Annotated in this window: 21 protein-coding genes, 1 tRNA gene and 6 pseudogenes; 11 read left to right on the top strand and 17 right to left on the bottom strand. The window is 64.5% G+C overall.

Translation table 11 applies throughout. The annotated features are described in order from the left end of the window. The first annotated feature begins 86 nt into the window (after positions 1-86). Both L0A91_RS09530 and L0A91_RS17475 read left to right on the top strand, forming a co-directional pair. Positions 87-308: a hypothetical protein gene (locus tag L0A91_RS09530; RefSeq protein WP_235244141.1), complete on the top strand. Its 222-nt coding sequence runs from the start codon at positions 87-89 to the stop codon at positions 306-308. A gap of 537 nt (positions 309-845) precedes the next feature. After that, entirely contained in the window at positions 846-977 is a 132-nt protein-coding gene (locus tag L0A91_RS17475; RefSeq protein WP_260115178.1) for a hypothetical protein, read from the top strand. A gap of 617 nt (positions 978-1,594) precedes the next feature. Here the strand turns inward: L0A91_RS17475 and L0A91_RS09535 are convergent. The 3 genes from L0A91_RS09535 to L0A91_RS09545 all read right to left on the bottom strand — a co-directional run bounded on the left by L0A91_RS09535 (position 1,595) and on the right by L0A91_RS09545 (position 2,976). Continuing rightward, positions 1,595-1,969: a hypothetical protein gene (locus L0A91_RS09535; RefSeq protein ID WP_235244144.1), complete on the bottom strand. Its 375-nt coding sequence runs from the start codon at positions 1,967-1,969 to the stop codon at positions 1,595-1,597. Continuing rightward, positions 1,966-2,586, bottom strand: a complete 621-nt coding sequence (locus tag L0A91_RS09540; protein WP_235244145.1) for a hypothetical protein — start codon at positions 2,584-2,586, stop codon at positions 1,966-1,968. The genes L0A91_RS09535 and L0A91_RS09540 overlap by 4 nt, the downstream gene beginning before the upstream one ends. 111 nt (positions 2,587-2,697) lie before the next feature. Further along, positions 2,698-2,976 carry a hypothetical protein gene (locus L0A91_RS09545; RefSeq protein WP_235244148.1) on the bottom strand — a complete coding sequence of 93 codons (279 nt, stop codon included), beginning with the start codon at positions 2,974-2,976 and terminating at the stop codon, positions 2,698-2,700. Positions 2,977-4,261: 1,285 nt separating this feature from the next. Between L0A91_RS09545 and L0A91_RS09550 the strand changes: the two genes are divergently transcribed. The 6 genes and pseudogenes from L0A91_RS09550 (at position 4,262) to L0A91_RS09575 (ending at position 8,812) form a co-directional block, all read left to right on the top strand. Further along, a complete protein-coding gene (locus tag L0A91_RS09550) occupies positions 4,262-4,795 on the top strand; it encodes a hypothetical protein (RefSeq protein WP_235244150.1) in 534 nt (177 codons plus the stop codon). A 311-nt stretch (positions 4,796-5,106) separates the two neighbouring features. Next, entirely contained in the window at positions 5,107-5,373 is a 267-nt protein-coding gene (locus L0A91_RS09555) for a tyrosine-type recombinase/integrase (protein ID WP_235244152.1), read from the top strand. After that, on the top strand, positions 5,370-7,169 hold the full coding sequence (locus tag L0A91_RS09560; RefSeq protein WP_235244153.1) for a helix-turn-helix transcriptional regulator: 1,800 nt from the start codon (positions 5,370-5,372) through the stop codon (positions 7,167-7,169). Before L0A91_RS09555 ends, L0A91_RS09560 begins: the two co-directional genes overlap by 4 nt. Before the next feature lie 89 nt (positions 7,170-7,258). Further along, a pseudogene (locus L0A91_RS09565) lies at positions 7,259-7,577 on the top strand (ArsR/SmtB family transcription factor). Further along, a pseudogene (locus L0A91_RS09570) lies at positions 7,574-8,169 on the top strand (cadmium resistance transporter). Before L0A91_RS09565 ends, L0A91_RS09570 begins: the two co-directional pseudogenes overlap by 4 nt. Positions 8,170-8,668: 499 nt before the next feature. Next, complete coding sequence (locus L0A91_RS09575) at positions 8,669-8,812, top strand: hypothetical protein (RefSeq protein ID WP_235244155.1); 144 nt, start codon at positions 8,669-8,671, stop codon at positions 8,810-8,812. Positions 8,813-9,024: 212 nt separating this feature from the next. Here the strand turns inward: L0A91_RS09575 and L0A91_RS09580 are convergent, their stop codons facing one another. The 8 genes from L0A91_RS09580 to L0A91_RS09615 all read right to left on the bottom strand — a co-directional run bounded on the left by L0A91_RS09580 (position 9,025) and on the right by L0A91_RS09615 (position 15,030). Then, a complete protein-coding gene (locus L0A91_RS09580; RefSeq protein WP_235246588.1) occupies positions 9,025-10,086 on the bottom strand; it encodes a HEPN domain-containing protein in 1,062 nt (353 codons plus the stop codon). Positions 10,087-10,573: 487 nt separating this feature from the next. After that, positions 10,574-11,245 carry a site-specific integrase gene (locus L0A91_RS09585; RefSeq protein ID WP_235244162.1) on the bottom strand — a complete coding sequence of 224 codons (672 nt, stop codon included), beginning with the start codon at positions 11,243-11,245 and terminating at the stop codon, positions 10,574-10,576. Continuing rightward, positions 11,235-11,603 (bottom strand): hypothetical protein, encoded by a 369-nt coding sequence (locus L0A91_RS09590; RefSeq protein WP_235244164.1) that lies wholly within the window; start codon positions 11,601-11,603, stop codon positions 11,235-11,237. The genes L0A91_RS09585 and L0A91_RS09590 overlap by 11 nt, the downstream gene beginning before the upstream one ends. Before the next feature lie 230 nt (positions 11,604-11,833). Further along, a tRNA-Thr gene (locus L0A91_RS09595) sits at positions 11,834-11,906 on the bottom strand. A 176-nt stretch (positions 11,907-12,082) separates the two neighbouring features. Further along, the gene (locus L0A91_RS18935; RefSeq protein WP_311197759.1) at positions 12,083-12,961 is read right to left on the bottom strand and encodes a transglycosylase family protein; all 879 of its coding nucleotides are present in this window, start codon (positions 12,959-12,961) and stop codon (positions 12,083-12,085) included. 82 nt (positions 12,962-13,043) lie between these two features. Then, a complete protein-coding gene (locus L0A91_RS09605; protein ID WP_235244165.1) occupies positions 13,044-13,760 on the bottom strand; it encodes a hypothetical protein in 717 nt (238 codons plus the stop codon). After that, a complete protein-coding gene (locus L0A91_RS09610) occupies positions 13,757-14,239 on the bottom strand; it encodes a hypothetical protein (protein WP_235244166.1) in 483 nt (160 codons plus the stop codon). Before L0A91_RS09610 ends, L0A91_RS09605 begins: the two co-directional genes overlap by 4 nt. After that, positions 14,239-15,030 carry a serine/threonine-protein kinase gene (locus tag L0A91_RS09615; protein WP_235244167.1) on the bottom strand — a complete coding sequence of 264 codons (792 nt, stop codon included), beginning with the start codon at positions 15,028-15,030 and terminating at the stop codon, positions 14,239-14,241. Before L0A91_RS09615 ends, L0A91_RS09610 begins: the two co-directional genes overlap by 1 nt. A gap of 103 nt (positions 15,031-15,133) precedes the next feature. Here L0A91_RS09615 and L0A91_RS09620 point away from each other — a divergent pair, with 103 nt between their 5' ends. Then, complete coding sequence (locus tag L0A91_RS09620) at positions 15,134-17,422, top strand: bifunctional alpha,alpha-trehalose-phosphate synthase (UDP-forming)/trehalose-phosphatase (RefSeq protein WP_235244168.1); 2,289 nt, start codon at positions 15,134-15,136, stop codon at positions 17,420-17,422. 4 nt (positions 17,423-17,426) lie between these two features. On the opposite strand, the gene L0A91_RS09625 is transcribed toward L0A91_RS09620, so the two are convergent. The 4 genes from L0A91_RS09625 to L0A91_RS09640 are packed head-to-tail and all read right to left on the bottom strand — an operon-like array spanning position 17,427 to position 19,159. After that, on the bottom strand, positions 17,427-18,002 hold the full coding sequence (locus L0A91_RS09625) for an SDR family oxidoreductase (RefSeq protein WP_235244170.1): 576 nt from the start codon (positions 18,000-18,002) through the stop codon (positions 17,427-17,429). After that, positions 17,999-18,400 (bottom strand): hypothetical protein, encoded by a 402-nt coding sequence (locus L0A91_RS09630; protein WP_235244172.1) that lies wholly within the window; start codon positions 18,398-18,400, stop codon positions 17,999-18,001. The genes L0A91_RS09625 and L0A91_RS09630 overlap by 4 nt, the downstream gene beginning before the upstream one ends. A gap of 26 nt (positions 18,401-18,426) precedes the next feature. Further along, positions 18,427-18,936, bottom strand: a complete 510-nt coding sequence (locus L0A91_RS09635; RefSeq protein ID WP_235244174.1) for a hypothetical protein — start codon at positions 18,934-18,936, stop codon at positions 18,427-18,429. 22 nt (positions 18,937-18,958) lie between these two features. Continuing rightward, on the bottom strand, positions 18,959-19,159 hold the full coding sequence (locus L0A91_RS09640; protein ID WP_235244176.1) for a hypothetical protein: 201 nt from the start codon (positions 19,157-19,159) through the stop codon (positions 18,959-18,961). Between the two features lie 305 nt (positions 19,160-19,464). Here L0A91_RS09640 and L0A91_RS09645 point away from each other — a divergent pair. Together L0A91_RS09645 and L0A91_RS09650 are read left to right on the top strand one after the other, a co-directional pair. Continuing rightward, positions 19,465-20,548: pseudogene (locus L0A91_RS09645) on the top strand (ABC transporter ATP-binding protein). A 97-nt stretch (positions 20,549-20,645) separates the two neighbouring features. Next, a pseudogene (locus tag L0A91_RS09650) lies at positions 20,646-21,904 on the top strand (DUF4032 domain-containing protein). 46 nt (positions 21,905-21,950) lie between these two features. On the opposite strand, the pseudogene L0A91_RS19870 reads toward L0A91_RS09650, so the two are convergent. Beyond that, a pseudogene (locus L0A91_RS19870) lies at positions 21,951-22,753 on the bottom strand (glutaminyl-peptide cyclotransferase). Then, positions 22,728-23,428: pseudogene (gene rlmB / locus L0A91_RS09665) on the bottom strand (23S rRNA (guanosine(2251)-2'-O)-methyltransferase RlmB). The pseudogenes L0A91_RS19870 and rlmB overlap by 26 nt, the downstream one beginning before the upstream one ends. Between the last annotated feature and the right edge of the window lie 72 nt (positions 23,429-23,500).

Genomic DNA, 23,500 nt, shown 5'->3' on the forward strand with positions numbered 1-23,500 from the left:
GAAGAGCAGGTGCTGTTGCAAAAGCCCATGCGCAACCAAACGGGCTTGCCGTCAACAAACTGATCGATCAGCCTGGCCAACGAGTCATGGCGATCGCTCTCACCCAGGGCAGCGAATTGCCCAAGCACGAGGCCCCGCCCGCAGCCTGCCTTCACGTGCTGACCGGTGAAGTCGTCCTTGTTGCCGGCGATGGCCGACAGCCCCTGGAAACTGGTTCCCTCGTCCAGATCCCGCAAAGGTCACACCATCTTGAAGCGATCACCGATTGCTTTGCGCTGCTGACGGTCACGACAACGCCACAGAACTAACGCGTGGAGCAGGGCCGGTGGAACACAAAACGCACCTCAGGCTGATGAACGTGCAGATCATCACATCGATAGCCACGCAGCCACAGCACCCCGTCGGCGGCCCTTAGATAGAAACCCTTCGGGATCTGATGATCTTCGCTGATAGGCAGTGACGCGACCGTCAGCGAGCCGCTCGGCGCACGCCCCTGGGAAAAGTCGGCATCCCCAGCAGGCTCTTGGTCAGTCAAAACAAGCCGCAAGTATGGCGCGGTCGCCAGCGGGCACAACCCCAAACCTTGCGCAGATGCCGCCGCAAAGATCTGCGGCAGTGTCGCACACCCGCAGAATCCAACGCTTGACGGAGATCGTCGCGGGATAGCCCGCCCACCTTCACTGACACCGGCTGCGCATCGTGGGTTCCCATGGCCACCAGTTTGACGGCAGACCTGCAGAGTTGAAGACCGGGCCAAATCATGCTGGAGTCGGAGGATGACAAGAAAGCACTGGCCATTTATCTTGTGCCTAATCGGATTCGCACTGGCAGGCGGCGCGTTTCTCTTGCTGATCCCGTCATTCTTCAACGATGAGGCCACGGTGCGGCCCTCGGTGGTCATCGGCTTGGCCTTGATCACCTTCGCTCTGGGCGTGGGGGTTAAGCGCTTAAGCCCCTACGTGCGCCCGGACAAATAACAGAGCTGGCGAAGAGACTCGAACTCTCAACCACCTGTTTACAAGACACCCGGATGAAACTCGCTGACCTGCGGATATTGCACGTGGCAGGGTTGTTTGGACCGTTTGATGCAACATACGTGCATCAGGCGTGCCCCCTCGTGGCCCGTTCTGACCGTTGCGTCCAAAGCGTTCAGCCCCTGGGCAGGATTGCTGCCAAGGTAGATGACATCTGATCCGTGAGGCTGAGGCGTCGCTGGAGGATGTCCTTCGTTGCCAAGCCCTACCCCCAGATGTCCCGTGGCGGCGTAGTCAACGTCGCGTGCAGACGTCGGTCGGTGGGCGGCCCAGATGTCCCGTGGCGGCGTAGTCAACGTCGCGTGCAGACGTCGGTCGGTGGGCGGCGCAGAAGTCCAAGGGTTCAGCCGCAGTCCGCCTATCAGCGTGGTGTGACCTAAAGACGCGTACGTACATCGTCGTGGGCCTGACCCACGACTGCGAGAACGTAGACGTGGGCCCTACGGAGGCGCCTGGGGCGCCGCGTCACTCGCTCGGATCTTCCTGCCCCAACTCTTGCGAGCGAGGACCTATCGACACGTCGTTCACCTTAAGCAACGGCACGTGCGGAGGGTCGATCTCTAAACGCCTTCAAGACTCTGCAGCGCTTCTCGTATATATGGCGTGACGTGGAATATCACCATTCGGTTCAGCAACTCTTGACGCAGGCTTTCTTCCTCTAGGCCAACCGGCGCCTCAAGCCCGTATTTCAACTCGTGCACAACGCGAAGCAGGACATTGTCATTGCGCGCGGTCGTAGTGACTACTACGCTGAATTGATCGAGCTCCTCCGGTTGCTGGATAAGGAAATCGACTTGAATGGAGCCGTCTTTCTCTCCAGTATCTTTCTCAGCACGCACGGTCGCGTATAGCTCGATCTCCCGTATCCCGCGCAGGTCAATGACGCGTGCGATGTCCTCGATGGACGGAGCGGTTCGGCCTTCTGGCTCGCTCATCGAGCGGGATCTTTCTCGTAAGCGTTCGACGTGCGCACGGCCAAGTGACCCCATTCCGGCCGATCTGCCGCGCTGCGTGGCGCAGGTTCGCCCGCCCACGAGCGCAGCCTCACGCCCATCACGCGGCCAAGGTCGGCGTTCGCACGATGACGCGCCGCCCGCTCGCGCAAACACGCATTGCCCTCATCGATGTCCTCAAGTAGAGGATGGAGAGGCGCATTCGGTCGCATGGACCCCTTCGACATTGCCCAACGCTGCACGTCACCCCACAGCCACACGCCCCCACTGACCGGATTTGAGGCAGCAGGGAATCCAGCTAGTCCGCGCTTGCCCGTAACCCACTGATGAACCGCCTGGCGAGTGACCGACAGTCGGCTAGCGATGTCTGATTTAGTGACAAGGTCTTCATGCACACGGAGGCAATGCGCCCCGTTGTCCTCGAGCCACCTCGCAGCCGCTCGGAGTGCATCGAGATACGTGTCGCCACTGAAGACGGCGGACATGTAGGGAGCACCCGCATGGTCATGCCCGCTGGTCCCGTCCAGCTCATCAACGATCTTCTCAGCGAGTTCGGGGCTCACATGGTCGACAGTGACGTTGACCTCATAGTGGTTCACGATAGTTCCCTCTCAAGGCGGTCGCGCCGCAAGGAGGATCCCCTCCTGGTGGCGATCGGCGCTCCGCCTGTTGACATATGTAAACACAACCGGCTGCGTCGGCGCCAGTGGCTACGCTGAGGGCGGAGGAACTCCAGGGCCACGCTTGCGGGCGAGCAGGATCGCGTGGTTCTTGGGACACTTGCTCGCATCCCTCCTGACTCTGTCTGCCCAGACATCGTCGTCCTTGGGTGTCCCTGCGATCTGGAAGTCAGCCGTTCCGTGCTTGCAGGGACAGTAGGCGCGGTAGTGTTTGCCCTCGGCCACCACCTGCCAGCCGCGTCTGATGATGCGCACGACCTCATCACGAAGCGCTCCGTTCCACTGGGCCCGGGCCTGCTTCGCTGTCATGGGCCTTCGACCTTCAGGCGCCGGCGCCATGCGCGCCCCCTCCGCCTTTGCCGTACGTGTGATGGCTACCCACCCGCCTCCGGGCCTGGCTGCTCGCGAAGGGCACCCGCGCGACTTCTGCTCCGTCTGCCCAGCCGCGAAGGTGTTGGGGCGGTGTGCCTCCCTGGCGGGCGCTCGCCAGCTCGCTTCGGCGTCGAGCTCGCGCAGATTGGCGACGAGTTCCCTTGCATCATCTATGGGTGTGGGCTGCTGTCCGAGCCCATCACCGACTTCGGGCTCGATCATTGCGCCGATGAGGGTTGTCCAGCGCCCGCGATGCTTCCGCGTACCGCAGCCCGAGCCCTCCTGGGGCCCCCACGCCGTCGACACTGTTAGGGCTGGGACGAACCACGGCACCTCGTGCACAGCGGCGTCCGGCCGCGAGCGCGTATCGGTCACTGCACGAGAAGCCATGCCCAACGGCCGGATCGAAGGTCGCCCTCCCAACGCGGAACTTACCGGGCCGCCCCACGGCTCGGGTGCTTCCTGTCTCACGTCTGCGGATCCTTCCGATGTGGCTCGAGGTCTCCCCTGGTGCGTCACAGTCTCAACGACTTGCACCCATGTAACTAGTCCAGAATCCAAAATTCTAGGTCCTGTGCCACATCCGACCCCTGCCTGACTGCCTGCTGTCTGGAGACACAGCCTGCATGCGCGTCTACGCCGCCGCACACGAGCGAGGGCACGCAGTCCTCCAGCGGCAGCATGAGATCGCCAATGCCCGGGGCGTGGGGCCGCGCTGGCCCGTAGCCGCACGTAGTGCCGAGCAGCGCCCCTCGCGCCCCGGCCACGGGCTCTCTTTGTTGCGCCCCGGCCCGTAACGCGAGCCCGGGCGCCGCCCGCGCCTGCTGCTACCCGTCTGCTGCACCGTGGCCTCATTGGAGCCCAGTCAGGACCGCTGGCACCCCGATGGACACGACACATCCCCCGGACTCACGAAGCCCCCCACCAGTTCCTCATTGGAGAAGAGCCGAGCACCACCCGACGCACGGCCACCGGTTCCCAGCCGTGCACCGCCCGCGCACATTCAGCACCACCGGACATGACAGAAAACAAGTCGGTCATGTCCCACACCTCTTGCATTGCCGGAGTAAGCGAGCATCAGAAGTCACACCAGCGGGGTGGTCTGCGGATTAGTAGAGACTTCGACGTCCCCAGGCGTGTCCGCTGACCAGGGACGCTCAACTGGGTGTAACGTCAGGAGCAACAATATGGCTTCTGCGGCAACGACGGATCGGCGGTCCTGATGGTCGGCATACCCGGATCAGCGGGGCTCGTCCTGATCGCCGGCGTGGCTCATCTGAACGAGGAGAGCGCCGTCTTCGAGGCGATGCTGACCGGGTGGGGACGCCAGCAGGCCTCCCGGCTGCTGGGTGAGAAGACCATCGGCGACCGGGTCCGGGTGGTCCGTCGGTTCACCGAGTTCGCCGAGTCCTACCCGTGGGCGTGGGGCCCTGGGGACGTGGAGGACTTCACCGTCTCCCTGGCCAGCGGGGACGGTCGGCGGTCACCCTCGACGATCCGCGGGTACCACCTGGCGCTGCGGATGTTCTGCGACTACCTGACCGACGCCCGGTACGAGTGGCCCCGTCAGTGTCGCGACCGGTTCGGCTCTGTGCCCTCGCAGGTGTGCCACGAGTGGAACACGGTGGCGCACCCGAACGAGTACGAGGGCCGCCCGGCACGACGGCCGCTGACCTACGGAGAGCTGCAGGATCTCTTCGACCACCTGGACGCCCAGGTCGAACGGGCCGCGTCCTCGGGCCGCAAGGAGCGTTGAGCGCGTTGCGCGACGCGCAGGTCTTCAAGACCGCCTACGCGTTCGGCCTGCGCCGCAACGAGCTGTGCCGCCTGGACGTGGCCGACCTGCGGCCCAACCCGCACGTGCCCCGGTGGGGTACCTACGGCTCGGTGCACGTCCGCTACGGCAAGGCCGTTCGCGGCGGTACCCGCGGCGCCGCACGGTCCTGGCGGTGCCCGAGTTCGACTGGGCCATCGAGGGGATGCGCCAGTGGGTCGAGCAGGCAAGGCCGCTGTTCGGCGTGCCTGGCCACCCGGCCCTGTGGGTGACCGAGCGGCTCTCCCGGGTCGTTGCGCCACTTCGACGCCCGCTTCGCCACGGTCCGCAACCAGGCGGGCCTGGACCCGGCGCTGTCGCTGCACTGCCTGCGCCACTCCTACGTCACCCACCTGGTCGAGTTCGGCTACCCCGAACGGTTCGTCCAGGAACAGGTCGGGCACGCCTACGCCTCGACCACCGCGATCTACGCCTCGGTCAGCAACGACTTCAAGGACAAGACCCTCAAGGCCGCGCTGGCCCGCGTCTACGCACCCACCGATCAGGAGGACCAGGGATGACCGTCCGCACCGTGATGGGGTGGAACCTGCGCCAGGTGATGGCCACCCACGGCATGTACCAGACCTCCGAGCTCGTCCCGCTGCTGGCCGAGCGCGGGGTCCACCTGTCCCGAGAGCACGTCTACCGGCTGGTGGCCCGCACCCCGCAACGGCTGAACATGGAGGTCCTCGCTGCGCTGTGCGACATCCTGGACTGCGAACCCAACGACCTGCTGGTCCCCACCGTCGTCGAGGACCAACCCGCCAAGACCGGCACCGGGGACCGCGGTCCAGGGATCGCTGACCTGCGCCCGATCCGGGCCGGGTCCGCCGCCCGCCCGAGGACGGATGAGCCCAAGGGCGCGGCTGCCGCGCCAGGACTGCGCGCACTGCGGGCGACACGACCGGTGCACCCGGATCGTCCTGGAGGAGGCGGTCTGCCAGCGCTGCACCCTGCGCTTCGCCCGGACCGCCCAACCCTGCCCCGGTTGCGCCAACATCAGGGTGCTGGCCTTCTACGACGCCGACCGCCGGCCGGCGTGCGCGCCCTGCACCGGCAACGAGGCCGTCTACGCCTGCACCGCCTGCGGGAGGAGGACTCCCCGTGGGGCCGGCTGTGCGGGCACTGCGCCCTGAAGGAGAAGGCCACCGCGCTGCTGTCCGGCCCCGACGGCGGCATCAACCCGCGACTGCGGCCGGTGTACGAAGCCCTGATCTCGGGCCCGCGACCACAGAGCACCCTGTACTGGTTCACCCGCTCCACCGGCCCGGCCACCCTGGGCGCGATGGCCCGCGACGAGCTCGAAATCTCCCACGCGACCTTCGACACGCTCCCGGCCGACAGGACCAACACCTACCTGCGCGACCTGCTCACCGCCCTGGGCGTCCTGCCGCCCTTCCACGCCGAGCTCGAGCGGGTCAGCCCCTGGCTGGAGGAGCTGCTGAGCACCCTGCCGGCCGGGCAGTCCGAGGTACTGGCCCGGTTCGCCCGCTGGCAGGTGCTGAGCAGGCTGCGCCGCCAGGAGCAGCACGGGACCCTCACCCACGGCGCGATCTCCGCCGCGCGGGCCACCATCGTCGTCACCGCCCGCTTCATGAACTGGCTCACCAAGGACGGCACCGTCCTGACCGACATCGAACAGGACGACCTGGACCGGTACGCGCAGCAGCACCGCGCCCGCGCCCTCGCGCTGCGACCGTTCCTGGCCTGGCGCGCCCGCACCGGCCTCGGAGGGGATCTGTCCGTGGCCACCCGCCCCACCACCCAGCCCGCCGTCACCCTCTCCGACGAGGACAGGTGGGCACACATCCAGCTGCTCCTGCACGACGACACGATCCGCCTCTACGCCCGCGTCGCCGGCCTGTTCGTCCTGCTCTACGCCCAACCCCTGGCCCGGGTCGCCCGCATGCGCGCCCACCAGATCACCGTCCACCCCGACGGCGTCACCACAGCCACGTTCGACACCTTCCCCGTCGAGCTGCCCGACCCGCTCGACCGCCTCGTCCGCACCCACCTGACCCGTCGCGGGCAGGCCTCCTACGTCAGCCGTCCCGACACCTGGCTCTTCCCCGGCGGCATCCCCGGCAAGCACCTGGCCACCGAGAACGTCCGCGCCCAACTCGTCGAACGCGGCATCCAACCCAGGGCAGCCCGCAACGCCGCCATGTTCCAGCTCGCCGCGAGCATGCCCACCCCGATCCTCGCCGACATCCTCGGCCTCGCCCCCAACACCGCCACCCGGTGGGCCGCCCTAGCCGCACGAGACTGGAGCACCTACACCGCCCAACGCGACACCCACCTCCGACGCCGAAGCTGACGACTTCCCGTTGCACCCCGAGCTCACGGACGGTTCAGCAAATACTGTATAGTTCAGCGCATGCTGACTCTCCCTCCAGGCTGGACGCGATGCACCGGATCGGCCGGGCCCTGGCAGATCCGACGCGGGCCCGGATCCTGCTTTCGCTGCTCGAACAACCTGCCTACCCTGCTGGACTTGCCCAGGACCTCGGCCTGACGCGGCCCAACGTGTCCAACCACCTGACCTGCCTGCGCGACTGCGGCATCGTCGTGGCCGAACCGCAGGGACGACACCCTCTACGCGATCGCCGACCCCCACCTCACCAACGCGCTGCTCGCGCTGGTCAAGGTGACCCTCGCCGTGAACGAGGACGCCCCGTGCCTGGATCCGCAGTGCCCCGTCGCCGGCTGCGAGGTCAGCCGGTGATCCTCACCACGGTCCTGCAGGCGATCGGGCTGTTCATGGCCACCAACATCGATGACATCATCATTCTTTCCCTGTTCTTTGCCCGAGGCGCCGGCCAACGAGGCACCACCACCAGGATCGCGCTGGGGCAGTACCTGGGGTTCACCGCCATCCTCGGCGCTGCGCTGCTGGTCGCCTGGGGAGCCGGACTCATCCTGCCCTCCAGCGCCATTCCCTACTTCGGGCTCATCCCCTGGCGCTCGGTATCTGGGCGGCGTGGCAGGCATGGCGAGGCGACGGTGACGACGACGACGAGAAGGTCGAGGGCAAGAAGGTCGGCATCCTGACTGTCGCCGCGGTCACCTTCGCCAACGGCGGAGACAACATCGGCGTCTACGTCCCGGTGTTCCTGAACGTCAGCACGGCAACCGTGGTCATCTTCTGCGTCGTGTTCCTGCTGCTCGTCGGCGTGCTGGTCCTTCTCGCCAGGTATGTCGCCACCCGCAGGCCTATCGCCGAGGTGCTCGAGCGATGGGAACACGTGCTCTTCCCGATCGTCCTGATCGGCCTCGGCATAGCCGTCCTCGTCAGCGGCGGCGCATTCGGACTCTGACAAACCGGGACCCTACGAAGCGCCGAACGACGGAGCGTGACGCCTCCCATTCCGGGCGCCTGACCTGCGGGGCGTCGCCTGCTTCAGGCCAGCTATAAGGACTGGTTCCGATAGGGCTGTCCACCAGTAGGGTATATCGTTGGCACGATAGGGAACCGTGTAGTAGCGACTCACCGGAGACGCAGATGGACCCCCCTGCCAGCAACGTCCCCAGCGTTGGGGACGCGCCCACAACGCCCCGCAGATTGGGGCAGAAGGTCGTCTGCGGATGGTGCCGGGCAGAAGTGCCCGTTCCTCCCCGCGGGCGCGTCCCGAAGTGGTGCTCCAGCTCCTGCCGCCACCGCGCGTGGGAGCAACGGCGTGCCGCCGACGCCGGCCTCGCCGCAGTCGAAGTCGTCGACCGCGTGGTCGAGGTGGTGAAGGTCGAGAAGGTCGTCGAGGAGCGTCGTGTGCAGGTGCCCGTGCCCCGGTCCCCTCGGTCGGCGCGGGGTGGGTTGACGTGCTGAACCGACTCGACTGGGCGCTGCAGACCAACCGCATGGAACTCGACGACCTGGCCGAGATAGAGCCGGCTCTGGCCCGAGTCATCGCCGCCTACCGCGCTCGGAGCGACAAGCTGCACCTGCGTCGGGGACGTCGATGACTCCTTCAAGTACAGGGCAACCCCGACGGCATCATTACCGACGCTACGACGTGCAACCACCACGGTGCTCACCACCGGGCACAAGGCCACAAGCCGTCAAGGGATCACCGCGCGGGGTGTGTCAAACGCGGCGGTATGGGCCAAGATCATTCCGCTGCGACCCGACCACCGCCGAGTTGGTGAGGTCACGGTAAAATCGGGCGGAGCCGAGGTTAGGCTCCGAGAATATGAGCACGTTTACCAGCGATCTCTGAGGACCGCCTTTTGAGTCCGAGTCGCAAAGCGATCCAGGCACGGAGCAGTTGGACCCCCTGTTGGTAGTGCTCAGCCTTCGTCGCGGGAGCGACGGGTGCGCGGTTCGCATGCTTTACGGAGTTGTACGAGTCGGCGAAGTCCTGAGCGAAGTTGGTCGTGTTGAACGTGACAGCACTGCCCGTCTCCACCAAGAGGAATTCGACTCGACTCTTGACGCTTGTAGAGTTAGCTGAGGCAGGTGAACGCCCAGAATCGATCAGTGCTTGGTAGCCGACCGCCTCCATTGCGATGCCCAACTGCATCATGTGGGCATCGACAGTCGCTCCCGCAAGATCGAGTAGGCGCACCAAGGGGTCGATGCCACGCGTGTACTGCTTTGCGAGCTTGAGCCAACGCCCTACCCCCACTCGGCCGATGTCAGCGTAGTTGAATAGGAACCGGTCGTTGACCGTCCAGGTCGCCTTCGACATGGAGGTCATGGCCGTCCTAACAGCGTACCAAGGCTGCCGCTCCACCCCGCTCAAAGTGAAGGTCTCCTTGGTGCTTGCGGCCTCGTGGGATTGGAAGTTCAGGGGCTTCCACGCGGCGATCCGCAACAGGTCCCGTACTCCAAAATGCAGGGTGAGGTGATCGCTCCACTCGCGTGGAGCCTCTGCGAAGGTCTGGAGAAACACCAGGCTCCGATAGGTTACCTCCAGGGTCTGCTGTCCAGAGCTGGTAGCCCGGGCCATTGCCCGTAGGTTCAGCGCTCGACCAAGTTCCATGTCGTCGACAGGAGTGGCGCTGGTAGTCATCGCACGGCCGGAGCCGTCCTTCTTGAAGGTGACGGTGGACCTGAGAGCTGAGTACCCAAGCCAGTAGGCCAGACCGTCGATCTCCGAGCGGAGGCCGTTGGGCTTGACATAGTGCTTCGCCAAGCCGGCGCCCTCAATGGCAAAGGACGCACGGATCATTCCGACTCCCGCGTCGGGACTTTTGCTGCCGAACCTCTGCGTTGATGGCCCGCTTCGGCAGCCGATGAGGCCGACGGTCCCCTTGTTGTCGTAGTAGTCGAGTTCGCTCGGGGGCTGTAACTGTGCTTGGTGCGGTCGGGGTCGTCCGCGAACATCGTTCCTGACTCCACCAGCGGCCCCTCAGATCGGCGCTCCACACGTGGTACGGAACCCTGACGCGGACACCGAGGCTGTCGTGCTCGTAGAGCGCGGTCATGAGTTCGGTGTCGGGGTCGCCGTCGACCAGAAACCCGATTCGGGGCTGTATTGTCAGCGGGTCAGGCATCTGCGTTCACTGCCTCCTCGCCACTCCGGCGTCGCACAAGCCGGTGGGCACAAGTATGAACAAGATGAGTATCCAACGATACGAGCGTGTCGTTGATCTAGGCATTGTGCATCAATCTGGGCGAAGTGACGCATCGGGGAGCGATCGCCCGGGGAACTTCGCTGAACGGCCCCTCGGCGCCTGGGCGTGATGTGACGCCCCTCCCAGTCGGGACCTCTGGCTCCCCACTCACTCCTGCGGAGGGTGGGCGAGTTCGGAAAGCTTGGCCGCGATCTCGGCGTCACGACCCTGTGCGGCGTGCTGGTAGCGCAGCGCTGCCGCGACTGTCGAGTGTCCGAGTCGGGCCTGGAGATCGGCAAGCGTGGCGCCGGTCATGGCGGCCATGGTGGCTCCGGTGTGCCTGAGGTCGTGGATCCTCAGGTCTTCGCGGTCGGCAGCGGCTCGGGCCTTGCGCCAAGCCGTGTGCAGCACCGTCGGCTGCAGTTGGCGCTCGTGGTCGCGCATCGAGGGAAAGAGCAAGACACCTGCTCCGGGCCGCACGTGTTTCTCCAGGTGCTGCTCCAGGGCGGGGACGATGTGCGGCGGCACGCTCACCTCACGGGTGCCGGCGGCCGACTTCGGCGTGCCGATGATCGGCTGTCCCTTGACCCAGGAGACCGCCCGGGTGACCTTGATGACGCCACGGTCCAGGTCAAGATCACGTCGCCGCAGCTCGAGCACTTCCCCCGACCTCAGGGCGCACCACGCGCAGAGCCAGACCAGGGCGCGCAGACGCGCTGGCATCTCACGTTCGATGACCGCCAGCTCGTCCACCGTCGCCGGCCGGATCTCCTTCTTGGTGGGAGGGTTGGAGGCAGACCGGATGCGGCACGGGTTGGTGGCCAGGAGCTCATCCGTCACCGCGGTCGACAGGATTGCCCGCAGCAGCGCGTAGCGCGGGCGTTGACCGTCGGGTGCTCCGGGGCCAGGCCCGCCCACCACCGGCGCACGAGGGCCGGCGTGAGGTCGGCCACGAGGAGCTCACCGAACTCCGGCTCGATGTAGCGCCGCAGCAGGTGCTCGTACCCTCCACCGTCCGCGGCTTGAGGGGCCGGTCGGCCAGCCACTGGCGGGCGTACTCGCCGAAGGTCGGCGGAGCCAACCGCTCGGCGACCTCGACCCGACGCTTGGGCGCCGTCCAGTCATCGCTCTCGGCCAGCGCCCGTTCATGTGCCAGCCACACCTCGGCGTCCATCTTGGAGGTGAACGTGTGGTGCACCGTGCCGCTGCAGGTCGGGTCCGATGTAGGTCGCCTGCCACCGCTTGGAAGGCAGCCGCCGCAGCGTCCCGAAGCCTCGTCTCGTCACCATGCGAGCCCCATTTCGTGCATCATACGTGCACTAAGGGTGTGACTTCGTGGGCATGCGTGTCAACGCCTGACGCTAGTCGTGACGGGGACGGAGGTGTGTCTTCGCAGGTCAGAGGGCTATAGTCCCTGGTGAAATGGAGAGCTGGCGAAGGGACTCGAACCCTCAACCACCTGTTTACAAGACAGGTGCGCTACCAATTGCGCCACGCCAGCACGCCAATCACGCGGATCGACCAGCCGAGTCTAACCAAACACTGATCGGCCCAAAAATCGAGCGGCTCACGACAACACGAAACCCCTCCCGGCAATCCGCCAGGAGGGTGTTTGTGTAAGTCCTACAGGTCAGCGAGCGTTCAAGTGCCGCTGCAACACCGCGACGGTGCGCGAGTTCATGTAGGTCGAGCCATCGCGAGAAATGCCGAGGTAGTCCTGCAGGGCAGCCTGCGAGTTGGGGCCCCACACGCCGTCGGCATAGGTGCCGACCTTGCTCTGCAAGGCACGCGTCGTGTTCGGGCCAACTTGCCGTCCTGTGTGGTGCCGACCCAGGCCTGCACCGCACGAGTGGTGTTCGGGCCACGGATGCCGTCAACCTTCAGTGAGGCGCTCGAGCCGGAGCCAGCCGAGGAACCGCCGCCCACAGACGATGAAGACAACACAGCGCCACCGATGTAGCGACCGCTGGAGAGCTTGAGCCAACCGTTCTGCAGCGTGCCGGTCACCTTCTCGCCACGAGCGATGGTGTCGACCACGCGGTAGCCGGTGCTCGGACCAGAGCGGACATTGGCTGCAACGTTGGCCGAGACATACCGCGTGACGGTGCTGCTCGACGAGCTGCCACCCGAGGAACCGCTCGAGCCACCAGCCTGGGCGTTGGGGTCAGCACCACCGTTGGAGCGAGTCAGCCCAGCTTTAACCGAGCAAACCGGCCAAGCGCCGGGGCCCTGAGAAGCCAGCACGCGCTGTGCGATCGCGATCTGCTGCGCCTTCGTGGCTTGGTGCGCATACGAGGCGTACTCCTGGCCGCCGAAGCCCACCCAGGTCGGCTGGTAGAACTGCACACCGCCGTAGTAGCCGTTGCCGGTGTTGATGCTCCAGTTGCCGCTAGATTCACAGGCCGCAAGGCGGTCCCAGACGGTGTCGGCCTGGGCTGGAGCCGCAGTCAACATCATTCCGCCGGCAATGGTGGCACCAGCCGCTGTGGCTGTCGTGACCTTACGAATTACTGGGCCGCGACGCGACGACGCGCGGTGTTTTGCAGTCGAACTCATCAGGAAAACCTTCCGATCATGACGCAGGGGTTGACCACGCTACGTCTTTTTGACCGATTGCCCAACCCCTAGAAGACCCTCGCTAGGGCACGTTCAGGTTTTTTAAGTCGCTGAGGATGGGGATTGAAGAGGCGTCCCAGGGCCACAGGGAGACGTCTTGCCCCTCTAGTAAGGCCATCACCATCAGGGCTCCGCCACCCACCAAAATGAACACTCCACCAATCGTGGCAGCCGGCCCCGAAGGCAGGACAGCGCGAATCATCGTGCGCGATCCGCGGCGCAAAGAGACCCCACCCGGGCCCCACCACGCGACCATGGCCCCGAGCGCAGAGCCAATGGCTACCGGGATCGGGTGATAGGCCGCGTCAGCTAGTTGTCCAGACACTTGCAAGCCAAAGGCCGCGCCACCAGCGGCGACCGCAGCGAATGCGGCCGGCAAGATTAACGAAAGTCCACCGGTCAGCACAGCCGTCACCAGGTGCCACGGCGCAGCCAACATTGCCATCGGCACGTCGCTGCCCCGTGGGCCAGCCTCGTGGCGGCGCAAGACCAAACCAGTCAGCGTGCGATCCACCCAACGGCTCAAGACTGACCAGATCGCCAAGCAGCCCCACGCGACAAATGGCGCCACCATTGATAGCGCCACAAAGAGCAAAAGCAGCGCAGCAAGCGTGCCGGTCCGCATCGGTCGCCCAATGCGCGGATCACCCTGTGGGCGCTGGGCCAGCGGTTGCTGCTGCCCAGGCTGCATGCCCGGTTGCATCGGGTTCGGTCGCGCCATCTGTCCAGCCGGATTCATCGGCTGCCCCTGCTGCGTGTAGCGCTGGGGTGGTTGCTGGGGCCGCTGCCCGGGAGCCAGATAGGGGTTGGCTGGGCCCGGTTGCTGCTGAGGCCAGCCACCCGGTGGGGGCTGCTGGCGATAGTCGGTTGGCTGGCGGCCCTGCTGCGCCCCATACGGTTGCGACGCATACGGTGGCGGCATTTGTTGAGGGTGTCGCGGCTGTGGCGGACCGCTAGGGGCATGCCGGGCTGGTTGCCCCGAGCCTGCGGCGGCCTGGGCTGCTGCGGCCGAATCTGTTGTGGCTGCATGCGGGTCGACGCAATCGGCTGCACAGTGGTGGCATCGATGATCGGATGCATTTGAGTGGCATCGTCAGTGAAAGCCGCGCGCGCTGGCCACGGTTGATCCGGCGTGTTGCCCTGCTTGGGCACGGGAATGGCCCGAGTCAACTCGGCGGTGACTGGACGATGCTCGGCATAGGCCTGCAGCGCGTTCATCACTTCAGTGGAGTCTGGCCGCTTTGACTGGTCAGGCTGCAAGGCGGCCTGAAGCAACGGGCGCAACTCTTCATCGACTCCGCCCAGTTGCGAGCGCCCCGAATGACGCGGTCGAGAACGACGCTCATGGGACCGCGACCAAACGGTGGCTTGGCGCTCGCGGCATACGCGAGCAGTGCTGCCCAACCCCACCAGTCGGTGGCCTCAGTGACTTGAGCCCCTTCGACAATCTCGGGCGCCAGGTAGCCGGGTGTGCCCATCACCATGCCGGTCATCGTGAGGCGGACATCGTCAGCGACCTGGGCAATCCCAAAGTCGATGACGACCGGGTCGCCGCCGTTCATCAGAACATTGCCTGGCTTCAGGTCGCGGTGCACGATCCCCACGCCATGAATGGCCGACAGCGCTTCGGTGAGGCCGCGGCCAAGTTGGACCAGGCCCTCAGGGCTCAGCGCGCCTTCTTCTTCCACCAGCGCATCGAGCGGCACGCCCGGGACGTATTCAGTGACGATGTACGGGAAGGGCCCGTCGACGTCGGCATCAAGGACTGCGGCTACCCGCGGGTGGTCCACGCGCTCGAGGGTCTCGACTTCACGACGCAGGCGCTCGCGGGCCTGCTGGTCACCGGCGATATGCGGGCGCAGCACCTTGATCGCCACTTCGCGGTCTTGGCTGTCTGTTGAGCGGTACACAACACCCATGCCGCCCTCACCCAAACATGGCCCGAGGACATAGTCGCCGATGCGGCGAGGTTCCTCTGGCTCATTGGGAGCGGTGCTTTGGGCATTCACACACCCCACGTTAGGGCTTTTCGGCTGGAAGTTCGCTGAATGCAGCAAGGAGGCCTGTCAGCGCGCTGACGTAGGCTCGGTGACAACACCAGGAGGGAGTGGCATGTCAAACAAGCAAGCGGACTTCATCATTGCCGCTAACCGCCTACCCGTGGACCGGATCGTGCATCCGGACGGCACGCAGGAGTGGCGCACCAGCCCAGGCGGTCTAGTGACGGCTATGGAGTCGGTCATGCAAGACCGGACCGGGGTATGGGTGGGCTGGGCTGGCGAGGCCGGTGAAGCACCCGAGCCGTTCACCACCGAGGGCGGCCTCGACGTGCAGCCCGTCAGCTTGAGTGAGCGCGAGTTCCGCGATTACTACGAGGGCTTCAGCAACGAAACGCTGTGGCCGATTTATCACGACGTGATCGTTGAGCCGACCTTTCACCGCCGGTGGTGGGCTTCTTACCGCACCGTGAATGAGCGTTTCGCTCGCGCGATCGCTGAAGTGGCCGCGCAGAGGGCCACCGTGTGGATCCATGACTATCAACTGCAGTTAGTGCCGGCGTTGGTGCGCGAGTTGCGTCCCGACGTGCGGATCGGGTTTTTCAATCACATCCCCTTTCCGCCAGTTGAGTTATTTGCTCAGCTTCCTTGGCGTCGGCACTTGCTGCGCGGGTTGCTGGGGGCTGACTTCGTCGGCTTCCAGCGCACCACCGACGCTGGCAACTTCACCCGTGCTTGTCGTCAGTTGCTTGGCACCAGCAATAAGGGCGATGTCGTCACTTACCAACCGGGCAGCGAATATGCGCACAACAAGACAGCCACTAACCCCAGCGGGGTGCTCGCTGACGAAGACCCTCGTGTCGTGCGCTGCGCAGCGGTGCCAATCTCTGTCGACTTCACTGGCTTGGAAGCCCTAGCCAAAACGCCTGCAGTGAAGGCGCGAGCCAAAGAGATCCGCACCTCGCTGGGCAACCCTGAGACTGTGCTGCTCGGCGTTGATCGACTCGACTACACCAAGGGCATCCGACATCGGATGCGGGCGCTCACTGAGCTGTTCCAAGATGGCGAGATCACGACTCCCAGCACGACCATGGTCCAAATCGCGACGCCAAGTCGCGAGCGAGTGGCCGCATACCGGGAGTTGCGCACGCAGGTCGAGAGCCTGGTGGGGCGCATAAACGGCGACCACGCCGGGCTGGGCTCGACAGCCGTGCATTATCTGCATCAAAGCTATCCCCGTGAGGAGATGGCAGCCCTGTTCCTGGCCGCCGATGCGCTCCTGGTTACGCCCCTTCGCGACGGGATGAATCTGGTAGCTAAAGAGTATGTCGCCTGCCGCCACGACCTTGGCGGCGCGTTGGTCTTGAGCGAGTTCGCTGGCGCGGCCCAAGAGCTCACGCAGGCCTACACCGTCAATCCGCACGACATCGTGGGGATGAAGCAAAACATCCTGCGGGCCATCAACGACGATCCCCAAGATCGCAGAGCCCGGATGCGCAGCCTGCGCCGTCGCGTTCGCGCTCACGACGTGCACTCGTGGGCGCATCGTTATCTCGCAGCTTGGCAGCAGCCCCCGAAAAGCCTGTCCGCCTGTGACACCCGCCCCTGGAGCAGACCTATGACCCCCTCGGCGCCCGCCGTGCTTCTTACTGCGCTGCGCGCATTCGCTGACCAGCCGCATGTCCTGGTGGCGGTCGATTTTGATGGCACCCTGGCCCCCTTCACTGACCAACCCATGGATGCCCGCGCAGTGCCCGGCGCGCTTGAAGTCCTCATTGACTTGTCCGCACTCCCCCAGACCACCGTCGCCGTGGTCTCGGGCCGAGACTTAGCCTCCCTGCGCATCCTGACGGGCCATCCTGACGACCTCGTGCTGGTCGGCAGTCACGGCGCGGAGCCCTCCTGGGACTCCACCGCCGAAGGGCATCGCCTGACCTCCGCGGAGCAGAACGCCCTGAATGCACTCGACAACGACGTTGAAGAGTTGCGCTCCCAACATCCGCTGGCCCGCATCGAAGAGAAGCCATCAGCCCGGGTGCTGCACACCCGCGGCTTGGCGGAAGCGCTGGCGGCCGATATCAACGCGGCCGGGATGGCCTTGGCCGATCGCCACGAGCACTTCACCGTGACGGCGGGCAAGGACGTGTTGGAGTTTGCCGTCGCCAATGTCGGCAAGGGCCCAGCGCTACTGGACTTGGCCCAAGAGGTCAACGCCGGGGCCATCTTGTTTGCCGGTGATGACACCACGGACGAGTTGGCCTTTGAGTGTTTGTCCGCAGACGATGTAACCGTCAAAGTCGGACTCGGTGAGACCAAGGCGCTCTATCGCGTAGGCAACGAACTAGCCGTCGTGGAGATGCTGCAGGAGTTGCTCACCCTGCGTCACCAATCGGTTGCTCGATAGTCCTTCAGGAACTGGCCCCACAGGTGATTGCCGGTGTTAACGCCATCAATGATGGGGTCAACAATCCGGCAGCCCCGTCCACGATGTCGAGCGGCGGGTGGAAGCCGTGTTCTTCGCGTTTGCGAGAGGCCACCGCCCTTGGGTCCTCATCGCTCACCCATCCCGTGTCCACACTGTTCATGTGGATCCCGCTCTGTCGATAGTCGGTCGCGGCCGTGCGAGTCATCATGTTGAGCGCGGCTTTGGCCATGTTGGTATGCGGGTGACGGGTCGTCTTGAACCGCCGGTAGAACTGCCCTTCCACGGCTGACACATTCACCACGTGCTTGTGACTGCCCTCGGTGCGATCCATCAACGGCCGCAGACGAGCGTTAATAATGAAAGGCGCAACGGCGTTGACCAGTTGCGTTTCCAACAACTCCACCGACGACACTTCATGCAACAGAAGCCGCCATGAGTTGCGCTCTCGCAAGTCAACCTGTTGAAGGTCTTGGTCAAGCCGCCCAGCCGGGAACAGGTCACCGGAGGCCAGGTCTTCAGGCACCAGCGGGATTTGGGACATTTCCGCGGCTCGGGTCACCCTGGAACGTCCGTCGTGGCCGCGGCACTCTGCGTTGCATCATCGGGGTCGGCATTCAGCATGTGATAGCCGCGCAGCCCCTCTTGCTTGCCGACCAACTTCAGCACGGGCTCAGGCAAATCGGCCAAGTGGGCGGTCTCGACATCCATCATGTGGGCGTAGAAACCTGGCGGACGGCGAACCGTCTGGCAGGCGTTGTTGATGATGAAGTCGAGTCGATCGCGCGTATCCAAGATGTGCGAGCAAAACGCTTCCACGCTCGGGGTGTGCCGCAGGTCCAGCCCGAAGACCTCGAGACGATCGCCCCACTCGGCAAAGTCAGGCTCGGCGGCATAACGAGCCGCGGCATCGCGCGGGAATCGGGTCGCGACGATCAGTTCGGCGCCACTGCGCAGCAACTTGATCCCTGCTTGATAGCCGATCTTTAACGCCCACCGGTCAGCAAAGCGACAGTGCCGCTGAGGTCAGCCAACTTCCCACGCTTGGCGTAGTTGAAGTCGCCGCACGACGGGCACATTTGGTCATAGAAGTGGTGCACCTCGGTGCCGCGCTGCTTGCAGATATAACAGTGCTGCGGCTCCACGGTCTCCCGGAACTCTGCCTGCTCTTGGTCGCTCTGCTCAAAACCAACCGGCGCGAACTGGTTTGGCGTGGTGAAGACACTCTGTGCGCGCAGACTCCGGATGCCCGTTTCGTCCAAGGTGTCGCGGTCGCGCTGGCGTTTAGCCTGCTTGCGCTTTGCGGTGCGCAACTTGAGTTGGCGGCGACGCTCGGCAGGATCAGGAGCAAAGATGTCGCCCGCTGCATTAACCAAAGCGATGCGTTCCTCGTCGCTGAGAAGGTCGAGCGCCTCGCCGTCGTCGGCGATGTCCCGCAACAACTGGGTCGCTGCAATCAATCGTTCGCGGGCGGCCAACTGTTCGGAGTCATACACTCACCCCATTATCCAGCCTTGATCAGTCTTCTCCCAAAGCTGGACTCTCAATCCGAGCGCGGGCACTCTCGGTCGCCGGATCTGGCTCGTGAGTGGCGAAGCCTTTAAGGAACGCGACGACCTTAGCCGCAGGCATCTCGCACGGGCGTAAGTGTTCCTCGGTTCCGCCCAAATAGAGGTTGGCGCTGATGAAGTCAGTCCCGCCCAACTCCTCGGCATACACCTTGTGAGACTTGCCGCCGGTTTTCAGCCATGCCTTCAGTATCCACTAAGGCCACAAGGCCCATATAAGTGATACACGTCACTAGACGCACGCACTTAGAGGTGGAACAATCAACCTACCGATTGAGGTGCATTGTGCCCCGGCTCAAGTGCAGCCCAGTCCGTAACCTTTGGCAGCGTCGCCTTGACATGGGGAAACCACCACTGTCCGGCTAGCCGCCCGAGTTGCTCTCGCGGCGTCCGCCGGGAGGGACCTTTACAACGGATCGTCCGGCACGTACCTGCCGGTGAAGGATGGGATCAACCATGGCAACAGTCACTTATGAAAACGCTTCGCGCGTCTACCCCGGAGCAACAACTCCCTCGGTCGACAAGCTGAACATCGAGATTGAAGACGGCGAATTCCTCGTCTTCGTTGGCCCCTCGGGCTGCGGTAAGTCCACCAGCCTGCGCATGCTGGCCGGCCTCGAAGAGGTCAACAGCGGCCGCATTCTGATCGGTGACCGCGACGTCACCTCGCTTCCGCCCAAGGACCGCGACGTCGCCATGGTTTTCCAGAACTACGCGCTGTACCCGCACATGACCGTGGCCGACAACATGGGCTTCGCGCTCAAGATTGCTGGCACGCCCAAGGACGAGATCCGCAAGCGCGTTGAAGAGGCCGCCAAGATCTTGGACCTCACCGCGTTCCTGGACCGCAAGCCGAAGGCACTCTCCGGTGGTCAGCGTCAGCGTGTTGCCATGGGTCGCGCCATCGTGCGTCAGCCCCAGGTCTTTTTGATGGATGAGCCGCTGTCGAACTTGGACGCCAAGTTGCGTGTTCAGACTCGTACGCAGATCGCTTCGTTGCAGCGTCGCCTCGGTGTCACCACCGTCTACGTGACGCACGACCAGGTTGAAGCCATGACGATGGGCGACCGCGTTGCGGTCCTCAAGGATGGCGAGTTGCAGCAGTGCGACGCACCCCGCCGCATGTACGACCACCCGGACAACGTCTTCGTCGCTGGCTTCATCGGCTCCCCCGCCATGAACCTGATGACGCTGCCCGTCGCTGACGGTGGCGTGAAGTTCGGAAGCGTCACCCACCCGGTTGACGCCGACGTGCTGTCCAACACTGGCGACACCATCATCGCGGGCGTTCGCCCCGAAGACGTTGAGCTGGACGACAGCGGTCGCGGCCTCCCGGTCGAAATCGACGTCGTGGAAGAGCTCGGCGCCGACGCCTACATCTACGGCTCCGTCGAAGGCGCTGCTGACACGGACAAGCCCTTCGTTGCCCGTGTTGACGGTCGCACACCCGCCAAAGAAGGGCGACACGATTTACTTCACGCCCAAGGCTGACCACATCCACCTGTTCAACCCCGAGACCGGTCTGCGTCTCAACGGCTGATCGCACCCTCAGCTTGAACTAAACAACGTGCCGCCCGCTGCTTGCAGTGGGCGGCACGTTGCTCTGCCTACCCCCTCTGGCCCCATAAGGTGAACTCATGGCTCTCGATATCACTGCCGCACGCCTCGATCCGGCCCTCTTGGACCTGCCGTGGGAGCTTCCGCTGGAGGACTGGCCTCAGGACCTGCTGGCAGCGCTGCCCCAGGGCATCTCGCGGCATATCGTCCGCTTCGTCAAGCTGTCGGGCAAGGTCGTCGCGATCAAAGAGATCCACGCTGACCTGGCCCGTCGCGAATACGACACTCTGCGCATCCTGAACCGTCTCGACCAGCCGTCCGTGATGCCGCTAGCGGTCATCTCTGGCCGCAAGACGGCCGATGGCGAGCCACTCGACGCCTGCTTGGTCACTCAGCACCTCAAATTCTCCCTGCCCTACCGCGCCGTCTTCAGCCAAAAGATGCGGCCAGACACCACCCGACGAGTGCTGGACGCGTTGGCTGTGCTGCTAGTGCGCCTGCACATCAGCGGAGTCTTCTGGGGCGATGTCTCGCTCTCAAACACCCTCTTCCGCCGTGATGCTGGCGACTTCGCTGCCTACCTCGTCGACGCGGAGACGGCCGCCGTGCATCAACAATTGAGCAACGGCCAGCGAGAGCACGACACTGTTATCGCGCACGGCAACATCGCAGGCGAGCTGATGGACCTCGAGGCGGGCGGCCATCTCGAGGAAGGCGTCGACCCCATCGAGATCGCCGACCGCATCATCCACCGCTATGAATTGCTGTGGGAAGAACTCACTGCGACCGAGCGCTTGAGAGCACCGAGCGGTGGAAGGTTGAAGATCGCATCCGCCGGCTGAACAACCTCGGCTTCGACGTCGACGAGCTCGACATCACCACCGACATTGATGGCACGCACATCCAGATCCAACCGAAGGTCGTGGACGCGGGCTATCACTCGCGGCGCCTGATGGAGCTGACCGGCCTTGATGTTGAAGAAAACCAGGCCCGCCGACTCCTCAACGACCTCGATGCCTACTCAGCATCCACCGATCGGCAGAATGACGATGAGGCTCAGGTCGCCCACGACTGGGTCTCAGAGGTCTACACCCCCGTCACGTTGGCAGCCCCGCGGTCGCTGCGACGCAAGATTGAGCCCGCCGAGCTGTTCCACGAAGTGCTCGAGCACCGCTGGTACATGTCGGAGTTCAGCGGCAACGATGTCAACATCATGGACGCGGTGGCCGACTATGTCGCGACGGTTTTGCCAAATAAGCCTGATGAGGACGCGGTCGTCGGCCTCGACACCCAGGAGATGCCGATCGTGGCCGACATCGACGCTGGCCGCAAAGGCTAAGCGCCCCTGGGATGCGCTCCCGGAGAGCGCTACTGCTGGTGGTGCGCTACTGCTCAATCAACTCGGCATAGTCGAGTCGATAGACGGCGTCCCACTCCTTGCCGGTGATCAGGAGCGAGTCTGAGCTGTCGTCGTACGCGATGCCGTTGAGGACGTGCCCAGGCTCGCTGGTGTCCTGATCGGCAGCGAGGTCGCTGAAGTCGTAGGTGCGCGTCACGTCACCGGTGCTGGGGTCAATCACCACGATGTCGTTGGTCTGCCAGACATTGGCCCAGACCGCCCCGTCGATGCACTCCAACTCGTTTAGGTTAAAGACGGGTTGATTCGCATCGCTCACTTGTACTTGCGAAATGGTGTCAAAGCTCTCGGCATCGACCAGAGACAGCGTCGGCGTGCCATCCGAGAGCCACAACCCACCGGCGGCTTCGTCGGAGCACAGCCCCAGCCTTCGCCCTCAATGCTCTGGCTGGAACCGGGCTGAAAGTCCGGCAGCGTCCAGGTGTGCACCACGCCGGACTGCCAGGTCAATTGGTATGCGGTGTCGCCGATGACCGTGGTGCCCTCACCGAACTCTTCGTCCGGCAAGTTGGCGGATTCGACGACCTTGCCATCGGCGTCGACCACCTGGATTTGCGATTCGCCATATCCGCCGGTGCCCATCAGCCACTGGCCATCGCTGAGCACTTCAAAGCCCTGGGTGAAGCCGTCGGGACGACTAAGCACCTCGGTGACCGGCAGATCGGTGTCCGGCACCTCACGTGGCTCGTCTGAAGATGCGCTGCAGCCAGCCAGGGCTACGATCGCCCCGGCCAGGAGTGTTGCGTTAAGCCCGGTTGCGCGCGATCTCATAAAGCGTGACCGCAGTCGCGATGCCGGCGTTGAGGCTCTCGGTTACCGAGCTAATCGGGATCGAGACGATCTGGTCGCAGGTTTCGCTGACGAGACGTGAGAGCCCTTGCCCTCAGAGCCGACCACGACCACGAGTGGCTGGTCGGCCAGTTCCAAGCCAGTCAGCGACACGTCTCCGTCTCCATCAAGGCCGATCACAAAGAAGCCAGCCTTGCGGTAGGCCTCCAGCGTGCGGGTGAGGTTGGTGGCCTGGGCGACCGGGATGCGAGCGGCGGCACCGGCGGAGGTCTTCCACGCGGTGGCGGTCATCCCTGCCGAGCGGCGCCCGGGCACCACGACTCCATGTCCACCGAATGCGCCCACCGAGCGGATGATCGCACCCAGGTTGCGCGGGTCAGTGATCCCATCGAGGGCCACGATCAGCGGCACACCAGGTAGGTCCTGATCCATCAGGTCTTCGGGGTGGGCATATTCGTACGGCGGGATCTGCAGCGCGAGTCCTTGGTGCGAGGCCTCATCGGTCAGTCGATCCAACTCGCCACGGGGTGCTTCGAGGACCGGGATGCCGCGCTCAGTCGCAAGACTGATCGACTCTTTCACCCGATCGTCGGAGTCAATCCGGGCTCCGACATACAAAGTGGAGGCCGGGATGTGAGTGCGCAGAGCTTCCAGCACCGAGTTGCGACCGGCAACGACCTCGCTAGCAGAACGGCCTTCGCGGCGGTCCTTCTGACGAGCCTTGGCCTT

The sequence above is a fragment of the Ornithinimicrobium sp. INDO-MA30-4 genome, assembly GCF_021535045.1.
Lineage (GTDB): Bacteria > Actinomycetota > Actinomycetes > Actinomycetales > Dermatophilaceae > Ornithinicoccus.

Bases quoted from the DNA above. Each gene is read 5' to 3' on its own strand.
- L0A91_RS09530 (WP_235244141.1), top strand. From the start codon at position 87: ATGGCGATCGCTCTCACCCAGGGCAGCGAATTGCCCAAGCACGAGGCC.
- L0A91_RS09550 (WP_235244150.1), top strand. From the start codon at position 4,262: ATGGTCGGCATACCCGGATCAGCGGGGCTCGTCCTGATCGCCGGCGTG.
- L0A91_RS09620 (WP_235244168.1), top strand. From the start codon at position 15,134: ATGTCAAACAAGCAAGCGGACTTCATCATTGCCGCTAACCGCCTACCC.
- L0A91_RS09610 (WP_235244166.1), bottom strand. From the start codon at position 14,239: ATGAACGCGCTGCAGGCCTATGCCGAGCATCGTCCAGTCACCGCCGAG.
- L0A91_RS09560 (WP_235244153.1), top strand. From the start codon at position 5,370: ATGACCGTCCGCACCGTGATGGGGTGGAACCTGCGCCAGGTGATGGCC.
- L0A91_RS09605 (WP_235244165.1), bottom strand. From the start codon at position 13,760: ATGAATCCGGCTGGACAGATGGCGCGACCGAACCCGATGCAACCGGGC.
- L0A91_RS18935 (WP_311197759.1), bottom strand. From the start codon at position 12,961: ATGAGTTCGACTGCAAAACACCGCGCGTCGTCGCGTCGCGGCCCAGTA.
- L0A91_RS09545 (WP_235244148.1), bottom strand. From the start codon at position 2,976: ATGACAGCGAAGCAGGCCCGGGCCCAGTGGAACGGAGCGCTTCGTGAT.
- L0A91_RS09535 (WP_235244144.1), bottom strand. From the start codon at position 1,969: ATGAGCGAGCCAGAAGGCCGAACCGCTCCGTCCATCGAGGACATCGCA.